Annotated in this window: 10 protein-coding genes; 4 read left to right on the plus strand and 6 right to left on the minus strand. The window is 56.7% G+C overall.

All coding sequences use genetic code 11. The annotated features are described in order from the left end of the window. Positions 1 to 6: 6 nt before the first annotated feature. Both HNQ59_RS04140 and HNQ59_RS04145 read right to left on the minus strand, forming a co-directional pair. Complete coding sequence (locus HNQ59_RS04140; protein WP_184035610.1) at positions 7 to 543, minus strand: GNAT family N-acetyltransferase; 537 nt, start codon at positions 541 to 543, stop codon at positions 7 to 9. Next, entirely contained in the window at positions 540 to 1,862 is a 1,323-nt protein-coding gene (locus tag HNQ59_RS04145; RefSeq protein ID WP_184035612.1) for a M1 family metallopeptidase, read from the minus strand. The genes HNQ59_RS04140 and HNQ59_RS04145 overlap by 4 nt, the downstream gene beginning before the upstream one ends. A 298-nt stretch (positions 1,863 to 2,160) precedes the next feature. Here HNQ59_RS04145 and HNQ59_RS04150 point away from each other — a divergent pair, with 298 nt between their 5' ends. The 3 genes from HNQ59_RS04150 to fabI are packed head-to-tail and all read left to right on the plus strand — an operon-like array spanning position 2,161 to position 5,516. Then, positions 2,161 to 3,540, plus strand: a complete 1,380-nt coding sequence (locus HNQ59_RS04150) for a bifunctional enoyl-CoA hydratase/phosphate acetyltransferase (RefSeq protein ID WP_343074199.1) — start codon at positions 2,161 to 2,163, stop codon at positions 3,538 to 3,540. 2 nt (positions 3,541 to 3,542) lie between these two features. Further along, complete coding sequence (locus HNQ59_RS04155; RefSeq protein WP_184035614.1) at positions 3,543 to 4,709, plus strand: acetate/propionate family kinase; 1,167 nt, start codon at positions 3,543 to 3,545, stop codon at positions 4,707 to 4,709. 30 nt (positions 4,710 to 4,739) lie between these two features. After that, positions 4,740 to 5,516 carry an enoyl-ACP reductase FabI gene (fabI, locus tag HNQ59_RS04160; RefSeq protein WP_184035616.1) on the plus strand — a complete coding sequence of 259 codons (777 nt, stop codon included), beginning with the start codon at positions 4,740 to 4,742 and terminating at the stop codon, positions 5,514 to 5,516. A 285-nt stretch (positions 5,517 to 5,801) separates the two neighbouring features. Here fabI and HNQ59_RS04165 read toward each other — a convergent pair whose 3' ends face one another. From HNQ59_RS04165 to msrB, 4 genes are all read right to left on the minus strand, one after another. Beyond that, the gene (locus HNQ59_RS04165) at positions 5,802 to 6,362 is read right to left on the minus strand and encodes a DUF2846 domain-containing protein (protein ID WP_246490840.1); all 561 of its coding nucleotides are present in this window, start codon (positions 6,360 to 6,362) and stop codon (positions 5,802 to 5,804) included. A gap of 728 nt (positions 6,363 to 7,090) precedes the next feature. Continuing rightward, positions 7,091 to 7,981 (minus strand): polyphosphate kinase 2 family protein, encoded by an 891-nt coding sequence (locus HNQ59_RS04170; protein WP_184035618.1) that lies wholly within the window; start codon positions 7,979 to 7,981, stop codon positions 7,091 to 7,093. Between the two features lie 30 nt (positions 7,982 to 8,011). Next, positions 8,012 to 10,195 (minus strand): patatin-like phospholipase family protein, encoded by a 2,184-nt coding sequence (locus HNQ59_RS04175; protein WP_184035620.1) that lies wholly within the window; start codon positions 10,193 to 10,195, stop codon positions 8,012 to 8,014. After that, positions 10,192 to 10,590: a peptide-methionine (R)-S-oxide reductase MsrB gene (gene msrB / locus HNQ59_RS04180; protein WP_184035622.1), complete on the minus strand. Its 399-nt coding sequence runs from the start codon at positions 10,588 to 10,590 to the stop codon at positions 10,192 to 10,194. Before msrB ends, HNQ59_RS04175 begins: the two co-directional genes overlap by 4 nt. A gap of 498 nt (positions 10,591 to 11,088) precedes the next feature. On the opposite strand from msrB, the gene HNQ59_RS04185 reads away from it, so the two are divergent. Then, positions 11,089 to 12,588 carry an alanine/glycine:cation symporter family protein gene (locus HNQ59_RS04185; RefSeq protein WP_184035624.1) on the plus strand — a complete coding sequence of 500 codons (1,500 nt, stop codon included), beginning with the start codon at positions 11,089 to 11,091 and terminating at the stop codon, positions 12,586 to 12,588. Positions 12,589 to 12,688 lie beyond the last annotated feature (100 nt).

The raw sequence follows: 12,688 nt of genomic DNA on the forward strand, positions 1-12,688 counted from the left end.
AGGTAATCAGCTCATGATCGGCGGGTAGCTGCCAAATTCGATTTCATACAGACTGGTCAGCTCGTCTTCGCCTGGCAGCACCAGATCCTGCTGATAACTTAGGCCGATGGCCTCCAGCAGGCGGCAAGAGGGTTGATTGTCTGGTGAGGTGATGCCCAGCAGACGCGAGAGCTTGAGCGTGTCGCGCGCGAAGCCGACCATGGCCTGGGCGGCTTCGCGGGCATAGCCATGGCCACGATGGGCGGGGAGAAAGGCATAGCCGATGTCCACCGCAGGTAGGCTGTCACGCCGGATCAGGCCACACATACCAAGTAAGGAATGCCCTTGCTGGTGTTCGACGGCAAACAGGCCAAAGCCGTGTTGGGCATAGCTGGCCATCGGGCCGCGTTGTAGAAATTGCTCGGCATCGGCTATGGAGTGTACATGGCGATCACCGATGTTGTTGAGCCAGTCTGGGTCGTTGACAAGCGTCAAGATGAACGGCGCGTCGGACAGATTGAATTCACGCAGAATCAGCCGCTCGGTGCGGGTGATGATGGTCATGATGCGGCCCCTTGTTTGGCGGGTGCAGCCTGATACACCCAGCGGTTGAAGAATTCACCCAGATCCTGCCCACTTGCCGCTTCCATGGCCCGTTTGAAGTCGCCAGTGTGGACGGCCCGACCCCAGTGGTGTTGGGTATAGTGCTTGATGCCAGCCCAGAACGCCTGTTCACCGAGTTGCCCACGCAATTGGTGAATCAGATAAGCGCCCTTGTCATAAACCAGAGCCCGGTCGTTCAAGGTGGGGGATCGCCAGTCCGGGAAGATCAGTGGTTTGTCTTGTCCTTGATCGCGGATGGTTTCATAAGACTCCTGCAAATCTTCGATATAGGCTAGATACAGATCACGCCCGAATCGATGCTCCAGATAAGCTACAGTCATGAAGCTGGCCAGCCCTTCATTCAGCCACATCTCAGTCCAGGCGTGGTTGGTCAGGCCGTTTCCCCACCATTGATGCGCCAGCTCATGTGCGCCCAGCCAGATCTTGCTGGGATCAGCCAGCACTCGTTGGCCGTATTTTTCATTCAGCATGGCAATCTGGTCGAGCTCCTGAGCAGCATTGGCATGGGTTAGCACCTGTGTGTAGTGCTGGCCAGGGTAGGGCATGCCGGCTTTGTTCTCAAAGAATGCAACCATGTCTGCTGTGTCGGCAAACACCTGTTTCAGCGCTTGCCGATCCATCGTGGGTGGCCCCAGGTAGCGCAGTGTCACTTGCTGGTAGCGATCTTGGGCCTCGCTGAAGGGGCCAGCTGCAAAGCCATACAGATAGCTTGGCTTAGGCTGGGTTTGGCGCCAGGTGGTCAGGGTGGTGCCTGGTGTGTGGGCATGCTGATCAATCAGCTCGCCGGTGGCAGTGGTGGTCAGGTCGCTGGGTGCCACCAAGTGCAGGGTAAAGCTGGCACGCTCCTGTGGGGCATCGACACAGGGCATCCAATCACTGGTGCTGTATGCGGTGTAGACCTGGCGGGCGTCGGGAAGAAAATACAAGCCGGCCTTGGGTTGCCCTCGGTAACGGATGGTCAAGACCCGCTCGGCATCAGGCTGTGCTGGCAGCGTGATCTGCAGCTGCTTGTCCATCATCTGAAAGGGGAGCGCCTGCCCAGCCGTCTCGACCGCTGTGATATCCAGGGCGCCACGATCCAGTATCAGCTGTGATGTGGCGTGGGCCAGGTGGATATCCAGCTGCCCTGATATGGCCTGTTGTTCAGGCAAAAGGGTGAGTGTCAGCTCATAATGGTGAATGTCCTGGGCTGTCGGGGTGTCTGGCAATGTGGCGCAGGCCGTGATGAGCGGCAACGCGCCTATACCAATCAGCGACATGATGCTTTGATTGAACATGAATGGCCTTTAACAAAACTTGGTGATCAGTCACACAGAAACAAGAAAAAGCACATGGCCTGGCGTGGCCGCTGTACCTGCCACAGAAGCGAGGCCCAGGCAGTATGCCAATACTGTCGCATTGATGTCAGCTCTGTGTTGGGTTGGGCATATCTTGCATGCGCTATCTGAGAAATACCTTGCCTAATTTTTGCGCTAGCGCAAGGCGGCAAAATTGCTGCAGTGCAAAAATGTCATCGAAAACTGCTATGAAGGGTTGTCGACTGAGATGGAAAACGCCATGAGCATGAGTGAGAATCACCCCCTGGAGGGCTTGCGGCCCGGTCAACGCGCAGAAACGATGCGGCGTCTGACGGCCAATGATATTGAATTGTTTGCCTTGATGGGCGGGGAGATCGAGAGCGGCCAGATGCGGCCCGCCGGTGAGGGCCATATTGCCGCCCATGCCAGCGGCTGCGTGGCCTTGGTACTGTGGTTGATCTGTAATCGCATGCCCGGTGCGGGCAGTGAAGTGGTCCGGCATGATCTGCGCTCGTCGGGCATGGTGATGGTGGGGGACGAAATCGACTGTGAAGCCGAACTGGCAGAGGTCGATGCAGAAACCGGCTTGGCATTGTTTCTGGTGAATGTCCGCAATCAACATGGCTCCACTTTGATGCACGGCCATGTGTGGGTCAGGGCGCCGCGTATACGCATCATGAGCGAACACGAGGCACTGCCGGAAATCACCTTGCGTCGCCACGATGGTTTTGCTCACCTGCTGGAAGCCTGCAAGCACCGTGAAGCTGTCAGCTGCGCGGTGGTGCATCCATGTGACCGTGACTCTTTGCTAGGCGCGCTGGAGGCCGCACGGCAAGGGCTGATCCGCCCGATTCTAGTGGGCCCGCAGGCCAAGATCCGTGCGGCAGCCATGGCGGCTGGGGTGACGTTGGATGGTGTGGAGATATTGCACACCGACCATAGTCATGCCGCTGCGCAAAAGGCGGTTGAGTTGGCACGCACTGGGCAGGTGGAATCACTGATGAAAGGCTCGCTGCATACCGATGAGCTGATGGCCGCTGTGGTGCCCAGCGCGACCGGTTTGCGGACTGGCCGACGTATCAGCCACGTTTTCGTATTGGATGTGCCGGCATACTCCCGGCCACTGCTGGTGACCGATGCGGCGATCAATATCGCGCCGAATTTCGAGGAAAAAATCGACATCGTCCAAAATGCCATCAACCTGGCCCATGTCTTGGGCATTCAACAACCCAAAGTGGCCATCTTGTCCGCCACCGAGGTCGTCAATGCCAAGATCCCTTCCACCATGGATGCCGCCTTGCTGTGCAAGATGGCCGATCGGGGGCAGATCACCGGCGGAATACTGGACGGCCCGCTGGCATTCGATAACGCCATCAGCATCGAGGCGGCGCGCACCAAACGCATCGTGTCGCCCGTTGCCGGGCAGGCCGATATCCTGGTCGCCCCCGATCTGGAGGCGGGCAACATGCTGGCGAAAAACATGGCCTATTTTGCAGGGGCGGATATCGCCGGTATCGTCGTCGGCGCACGCGTCCCGATCGTGCTGACCAGCCGGGCGGACAATGTCCGCTCGCGTCTGGCCTCTGCGGTGATCATGGCGTTGGTGGCGCATGCCAGACGCCCACAGCAGGAGGGTTGAGCATGCAGGGCCTGTTGGTGGTCAATGCCGGGTCGTCCAGCTTGAAATTCGCGGTATATACTCTCGACGCCACGTTGTCAGATCCCATCTGGCGCGGGGCGCTGGATGGGCTGCCGAAAAAGCCGCATGCCCGAATCGTGGATCAGCATGGCAACGAGCTGATCAATCAGGCTGTCAGCCTGCCCGCCGGCGAGCCCGCCCTGGCGCCGTGTCGGTGGTTGCTGGCTTGGCTCGCCAGCATCAGCGACATCACCTTGCATGCCGTGGGTCATCGCATCGTCCACGGGGGAACTGATTTTGCCACGCCGGTGTGGATCGATGCGGACGTCCTGAAGCGCCTGCATGGACTGATCCCGTTGGCACCACTACACCAACCGGGCAACCTGCTGGCGGTGGAGGCCATTGCCAATCAGTTCCCCGGCCTGCCGCAGCTGGCCTGCTTCGACACTTCCTTTCATCGTAGCCAGCCTGCTCTGGCGCAGCTGTATGCGCTGCCGCAGGCCATCACCGCGCAAGGGGTGCGTGCCTACGGCTTTCATGGCCTGTCCTACGAATACATCATCAGCCAGCTGGCCGACATCGCACCGCAACATGCGCAAGGTAAGCTGATCGTGGCCCATTTGGGGAATGGGGCCAGCATGTGCGCCATCGAAGGTGGGCGAAGCGTGGCCAGCAGCATGGGGTTTACCGCGCTGGATGGTCTGATGATGGGCACCCGTTGTGGCAATCTCGACCCTGGCGTCATGCTGTATCTGATGGCACAAGGCATGGACTACGCCGCCTTGGAGCGCCTGCTGTACCGCGAATCAGGTCTGCTGGGGGTGTCGGGGCTGTCATCGGATATGCGTGATCTGCAAGCGAGTGAGCAGGCAGCCGCCCGCCAAGCCGTCGATCTGTTCTGTTACCGCGCAGGGCGCATGATCGGCTCGCTGGCAGCCGCTTTGCAAGGGTTGGATACCTTGATCTTCACCGGGGGCATCGGTGAGCACGCTGCCCCGGTGCGAGCGAAGATCATCGCGCATGCCAACTGGCTGGGAGCCACGCTGGATGAGGGTTTGAACGACGCACATGCGCCGATTGTCTCCCCGCCCGGCAGCCGGGTGAGGGTACGGGTCATGGCGACCGATGAGGAAGCTGTGATCGCCCGCCACCTGCGACAGCGGCTTTGACATACAACGCATAGGTAAGGAAACAACACCATGGAGAATTCAGGTCTGTCGTTGGCGGGGGCCAAAGCACTGGTCGTGGGGGTTGCTAATGCACACTCCATTGCCTGGGGGTGCGCCCGGGTCTTTCACTCGCTGGGTGCCGAAGTGGCACTGACCTACCTGAATGACAAGGCTCGACCTTTCGTGCAGCCCCTGGCTGACGAGATCGCAGCGCCTTTGCTGATGCCATTGGATGTCAGCGAGCCTGGGCAATTGGAGGCGGTATTCCATGCCATCAAACAGCATTGGGGACGGATCGATATCGTCGTGCATTCCATTGCGTGGGCGCCCCTGGCCGATCTGCATGGGCGTCTCACCGACAGCTCGGCCAGCGGCTTTCTGCAGGCCATGGACGTTTCCTGCCACTCGTTCGTGCGCATGGCCAGGCTGGCAGAGCCCCTGATGCCCGAGGGTGGCACCCTGCTGGCCATGAGCTACCTGGGTGCCAACAAAGTTGTGCCAAATTATCAGCTGATGGGCCCGGTGAAAGCCGCTCTGGAAGCCTCTGTGCGCTATCTGGCTTATGAGCTGGGCCCGATGGGCATCCGCGTGCATGCCCTGTCACCTGGCCCGATCCGCACTCGGGCCGCCAGCGGTTTGCAGGACTTCGACGAGCTGCTCTACGACGCCATGCAGCGCTCACCTGAGCAAGATCTGGTCGATATCGATGACGTGGGCCACGCCGCTGCCTACTTGTGCACCCCCGCCGCCCGCTTGATCACCGGCTCAGTGCAATACATCGATGCAGGGCATCACATCATGGCCTGATCCCGCGCTGGGTCGTAGTGGATTTGTCCACAGTTCGTGTGGGCAAATCCGTGTAAACGTCAGGCAAGCCCGTATTTCAATTGAGGAAAAGCAGGTTGCGCAGAATTTGGGCGATGGGTGGTAGAGCAGGGGTATTGGCAAGTATCTTAAGGCTCAAAGAGCTATGCCAATCTATTCGTGTGGGTTGAGGCTGTCAGACCAAGTCTGCACGATATGACTATGCTGCCAAAGTGTTGAATGGTACATTAAATCAAGGGGATTAGTGTCCCCTTGATGAATTTTAAATTAGTTTAATTCACTTTGAATCATCGAACACTCTTTGACACCTGCTTGACCTGTTGCTTCGTCAACTAACTGAAGCTTAGATCCACCAGATAACACACCCATTTTGACTTCTTGCCAAATGTAGTAGTTTTTATTGTTTTTGGTATCGATTTCCAGCGTTGATTCATTGCCTTGTGACGTGAACGTGTGTTTTCCCTCAGGCAAATTGAATTTAAAGAAAGAATGTGGGCCTGTGGAGCCAGCCAGCTTGCCATTCACAGTTACCGGCATTGACAGGGCGGCACCTAGCGTTTCGTTGCGATACAGATATACCTGGGCATGGCTGGTATTGGTTGTGAAGCTCTTTGCTTCGGCGTCGAGTGATGCGGGCGCTTTATTGATGCTTGCGCAACCGGAAACCAATGCTGCGGCAATAATGGTTGTAGCTGCAATGATACCTTTGAACTGCATGTTTTCTTCCCTTGATTGAAGCTGGAAAATGAATTTGTATATAAATATAAATTCCAGTTTGGTTTCGTAAAGTTGATCGTACTGACTGGCTATCATGATATTCATATACATGTCAGCATTCGAAATGTTACATGAATTCACACATTAGGCAAATTGATGATGGGCTGAAGATAAATGGGCTCTATTCGCTTATTTGGTATAGGTTGATCCGACGTACCCTTATGCGATGCCGAGCCCTGATAACCCCCAGCACAGCACGCCATGTACTCCTTTCCCTTTACGCCAAGGCGTGTTGCACAAAACCATTCAGTCTGGGCTGTGTGGAGAGGTGAATCGTCCACATTTCATGTGGACAACTGGGTGAGCACACGAAGTAACTCATTTATCTCATTACAGAAAAATGAATTGCCTAATATTTGTGCAATGCAATGGTGGCGATGATGCAATGCGAAAGCCTCGGCTTTTCGCCTGGATATTCCTGAGTGTAATGGGCAGGTCTGTGGCCTGATCGGTCGTATTGACAGATGGATGCGGGGGTAGAATCCATTCTGATGCGCACATGGCTACACTTGGTGGAAGGGTTGCGGCAGCCTGTGCATGGCGTGGATTCATCCACAATTGCTGTGGGCAACTTGGCGGGGAGCATTTGCATCTCTTTAAAAATAAAGAGAAATATCGTTTTGATTAAAATCTGTGCAGCTGACGGATGTTGGGAAGTCAAGCCAGGCAAGGCTTTGATGGGGTATTTCTCCACAAAGGCTGTGGATGGATTCGTGAGTAGCAGGGACAAGCCACTGTCGTGGCTTGGAAAAAAGGCGTTGTCTAAAATATGGGCAGTGTTATGTTTTGCCTTCTGCGTCCAACTTGCGGCGGGCCTCAGTCAGGGCCTCATGTTCCGCTGCGGAGACGTCGGGGTATCCTAACTTCATTGATTTCAGCGCATCGATGATCGCGCCGATCACCACCAGGCGGGTGAACCATTTGTTGTCCGCCGGTACGACGAACCACGGCGCTTGTGGGGTGGCGGTGGATTGGATGGCGTACTCGTATGCTGCCATGTATTGATCCCAGTACTGGCGTTCTGCAATGTCCGCTGCTGAGAATTTCCAGTTTTTCTCTGGGTTGTTCAGGCGCTCGTAAAAACGGCGTTTTTGCTCGGCTTGGGATACGTGCAGGAAGAATTTCCGTATCACAGTGCCATTGCGACCCAGGTAGTCTTCAAAGTGTCGGATATCCTGACAGCGCTCTGCCCAGATATGCTTGGTGACCAGTTTGGCTGGGAGTTGCTGCTTGGCCAGTAGTGCGGGGTGAACCCTGACCACCAGCACCTCTTCATAGTACGAGCGGTTGAAGATGCCAATGCGGCCACGTTCTGGCAGCTTGCGCATACTCCGCCACAAGAAGTCATGATCCAGCTCTTCAGACGAGGGCGCTTTGAATGAATGCACCTCGCAGCCTTGTGGGTTGACACCTGACATCACCTGCTTGATGGTGCTGTCCTTGCCTGCGGCATCCATGGCCTGGAAGACCAGCAACAACGACCATTCGTTGTGTGCGTACAGTTTGTCCTGCAGCTCGGCCAGCTCGGCCACGCTTTGCTGCAACAGGTTCTTTGCTTCGTCGCGAAACTCCGATTCCAACCCTGCGGTGTCGTTTGGGTCGATGTGCTTCAGCTTGAATCCATCACCGGATTCGATTCGATAGGGTTTGATCAGTTTATCGAGCTTCATGGAAATCCTTTGTCATGTCATCAGCAGCGCCTAATACGCCCCCAGGAACAGATAGACTGCATTGCGGCCTGTCTCGCCACGGCCCACGCCCAGGTACAGCGGCCCCAGCAAGGTATCCAGCCCGACATGCAGGCCAAGCGAGGTTTTGGTGCCGTGGGTGCCTAGGTTGAATGCACGATCATCCATCCTGCCGGCCTCAGCAGAGGCACCGATATAGAGCGATTTGGCAAACTTGACTGGTATCCGATACAGGTAGGTCAGACGGCCATAGCTCATACGCTCACCACGGAATTCATCCGGCGCGTAGCCAGACAGGTGGCCAAAGCCACCCATGGTGAAGGCTTCGGTGCCGGGCAAGGTGCTGCCCAGGGAGGTGCCGCCTTTCACGACTGCCTGCAGAACATGTTGCTTCCAGGATGTGGCGCCTTCCCAACGGCTCTCCAGGCGCTCATAGCGCTCGTCCGCACCCATGGCGGGGACTGAGCGGCGGTACTCCCCATGCGCCTGCCAACCGTGGTTGGGGAAGCTTGGATTATCGACCTTGTCCAATGTCAGATCGACATGCACCCCGCCCAGGCGCTGGCTGAAGCTTGGCAGATCAGGAATGCCGATGGAGACGATGGCTTTGGTCCGCCCGAAATATGGGCCGATACGGATTTCGCCATAGTCATCCAGATTCATGCCCAGATCGACACGGGCAATGGTGTCCCGCTCGGAGAACTCGGCACCTGCGTCGCCATTCTGATAGACCTTGGTCAAGCGGCGTTCGGCTTTGAATTCGGGTGAAATGAACCACCGGCTGCCGACCCTGAGCGGCTGATACCACTCAGTCGAGATCCCCAGCCGTTTGCCGATCGAAGCCTCTGTCTTCCATTCCGCACCCAGGGCATTGGCCCACCGCCGCCGGTAAGCCGTGACCATGGTAAAACTCGATACATCATGCGAAGTGGCGGACAATCCAAGCCCAAACCGCAGGATATCCAACCCCTCGGCCTTTTCCACGGGTTGGATGTTAAGCACTCTGCGCGATTTTTCGCGGGTGATCTGGTAATCGACGCTGTCAAAATCGCCAGAGCCGAACAGATTCAGCAGCTCTTTGTGAAAGCGTTTCTGATCGATGGGCTCGCCCGGCATCTGGTTGACCTTGGCTGCGATCGACTCGATATTGACGCGCTCTGTCGCGGCGATCCTGATCTCATCCACGATGCCGATCGGCTCGCGATAAGCTAGGCGGGATGCGATATGTTGCGTGAATTCCTTTTCCGGCAGGCTCAAAGCCAGCAATCGATCCTTGACCAGCTCGGCGGCCTGTTCACCCTTGGGGATGATCTCGGCAACCCGAGGGAAATCGGCTGCCGTGATGTCACCCAGCAGAGGCTGGATCAGGATGTCATTGGATTTCAGTGTGGCGAGTTGTTCGCGGACGTTTTTATTGATGCCCAGATCGACCATCTGTTGCATGACGCCGATGATCGAGCTGAGATCATCACGCTTCAGTGGCGGGCTACCCACATTGACCACGATCACCGTGTCGGGCTTGCACAAGGCGCGTGCATTCTCGACAGGCAGGTTACGCGCCAGGCCGCCATCCACCAGTAGCTTGTCTCCAATCTGTACCGGCTCGAATGCGCCGGGTACAGACATGCTGGCACGCATGGCCAGGGCCAGGTCGCCCTTTGAGAACTCATAGAGATTGCCTGTCTCCAGATCGGTAGCGATGGCGCGATAGGGGACGGCGAGCTTGTCGAAGCTCTCGGGCCCGACACTCTGGGTCAGCTCACGGATGAACAACTCGATCTTTTCGGTATTGACCGCCCCCCGAGGCAGGCGGACTTCACCGTCTTTCACGCCCAGCTCGAATTTGAGCATATAGGTGCGGTCTTCACGCTTGCGGCGGAAATCTTCATCCTGTCGTTTCAAGCGGCTGTCGAACAGGTCGTCCCAATCCGCCTCTTTCATCCGTTTCTCGATTTCCTCGATCGACATCCCGGAGGCATACATGCCCCCGATCAACGCCCCGGCGCTGGTGCCGGTGATGCAGTCGATCGGGACGCGATAATGCTCCAGCATCTTGATCACGCCGACATGAGCCAATCCACGCGCACCGCCACCGCCCAATACCAATCCGACCTGCGGGCGAGCTGATGCCAGCGGGGCCAGGCAGATGGCCGCCAGCGTCAGGCAAGTCGTCGCCCAGCGAAAGCACGTATTCAATCTGGGCTTCCGGCAGAGAAATCCAATGCGATCGAGTTCACGCAATAGCGCAGGCCAGTAGGAGCCGGGCCATCTGGAAACACATGCCCCAGGTGGCCGTCGCAACGTGCACAACGGATTTCGATACGGCGCATGCCGTGGCTGTCATCAACCAGCTCACGGATGGCGGATTTGTCCAGCGCGGCAAAGAAGCTGGGCCAACCCGAGCCGGAATCGTATTTGGTGTCGGATGCGAACAAGGCAGCGCCACAACCGGCACAACGGTAGATTCCGTGCTCGTGGTGATGGTAGTACCGACCACTGAACGGGGGCTCGGTGCCGCACTCGCGCAAGATACGGTACTGCTCAGGGTTGAGTTTGGCCCGCCAATCGGGTGGAGAAGATGCGTCGCTCACGTTCGCTCCAGACAGATGACCCCATCAACCGATGACCGATTGAACGGGAAGTATGTTCAAAGAGGCTGCCGTGCCTGTGTGGGTGAGGCCTGCAGCCATGTTTGGCTCGGCTTGATTATAAACATGCCATTGCATGATCGACATCAATTCCGTACTCGTGCCCGTCAACGATATCCGATAGTGGTTGCCGAGATGGTGTGCGGCAGATCCATTTCAATACTGAGCTGGTCATCATGTCAGCGGGGCGCGATCGCAAGAGACAAGCAAACCCACCAACAGCGCCTTGTGCCTTGTATGAAAACGTTTTTTTGAAAGTCAAGTGAACGCTGATCAGTTGTCGATATGGCAGGTTATTTGGCTGAAATGGCTAATGCGAAATCGGGGAAACCCGTAATTGTTGCGGATTGCTCAGCCCGGATGATCCCTATCCTTGCGTTTTGTAAAAATCGAGATACACAGGAAAGCGCATCCAAACCATTTCAAGGATGAGAAATAGTAATGAGTGAAATTGTCAAACAGATCAACGATATAGTCTGGAGCCCCGCACTGATCTATCTGTGCCTGGCTGTCGGCCTGTATTTTTCCATCCGCACCCGTTTCATGCAGGTACGTGGTTTTACGGAGATGATCCGCCTGATGTTCCGGAACCAGAAATCCGACGCAGGTGTGTCATCGTTTCAGGCGCTGGCGATGTCGCTTTCGGGGCGGGTCGGCACCGGTAACATTGCGGGGGTGGCATCTGCCATCTACTTCGGCGGGCCCGGCGCGGTGTTCTGGATGTGGGTGATGGCCTTTCTGGGCGCGGCAACGGCGTATATCGAGTCGGTGTTGGGCCAGATCTACAAGGAGGTGGACAGCAACGGCCAGTACCGTGGCGGCCCGGCTTACTACATTGAAAAGGCCATGGGGCAGAAATGGTATGCCTGGATTTTTGCCATTGCCACCGTGATCGGCATGGGGCTGCTGATGCCGGGCGTGCAATCCAATACCATCGCAGCCGGTATCCAGAATGCCTGGGGGATCGATCCTTCCGTCAGCGCCTGCTTCATTGCCGTGGTGCTGGGCTTCATCATCTTCGGTGGTGTCAAGCGTATTGCCGCATTTGCCGAGGTGGTCGTGCCATTCATGGCGATGGGGTACATCCTGATCGCGTTGGTGATCATGATGATCAATGTGCACCAGGTGCCGGCGGTATTCAGCCTGATCATCAAGAGTGCCTTCGGGTTGGAAGCCGGATTTGGTGCCGTGTTGGGTCTGGCTGTGCAGTGGGGCGTCAAGCGTGGCGTCTATTCGAACGAGGCCGGACAGGGCAGTGGCCCCCACGCAGCTGCAGCGGCAGAAGTAGCCCACCCGGCTGAGCAAGGCTATGTGCAAGCCTTTTCGGTGTATGTCGATACCTTGTTGGTATGCTCCGCCACCGCGTTCATGATGTTATCGACAGGCAAATTCAACACAGTCGGGCCAGATGGTAAGACCATGCTGGCAAACCATATACCTGGCATGGGCCCCGGCCCCGGCTTCACCCAGGCAGCAGTCGAGTCGGTCATGCCCGGCTTTGGCGCCAGCGTGGTGGCGATTGCGCTGATGTTCTTCGCTTTCACGACCATTGTGGCGTATTACTACATGGCTGAAACCAATCTGGCCTATCTCAACCGCAAGTTGAAGATGCCGTCGCTGAGCTTTTTGCTGAAGCTCGTCATGATTGCCTCTGTGACCTATGGCGGCATCAAGAGCGCTGGCATGGCTTGGGATATGGGGGATATTGGCGTGGGGGTGATGGCGTGGCTCAACATCATTGCCATCCTCATTCTGCAAAAGCCTGCGTTGGCCTGCTTGAAAGACTATGAAGCGCAGCGCAAAGCAGGCAAGAAGCCCGTATTCAACCCGGATGCATTGGGAATCCGGAATGCTGAAGTCTGGCATGAGATCGCCAAAAAGCAGCATGGAGAAACAGATGCGAAGGTAGGGCGTTTGAAAGTCGTACCTGAAACACGTTGATCAGACGTGATGTTACCGCATCAAAAGGCCGGGGCCACCCCGGCCTTTTTCATGAGCGCGCGACGTAACGACGGGATATCCTGATGATTGCATACCGCAT

Source organism: Chitinivorax tropicus (assembly GCF_014202905.1).
GTDB lineage: Bacteria > Pseudomonadota > Gammaproteobacteria > Burkholderiales > SCOH01 > Chitinivorax > Chitinivorax tropicus.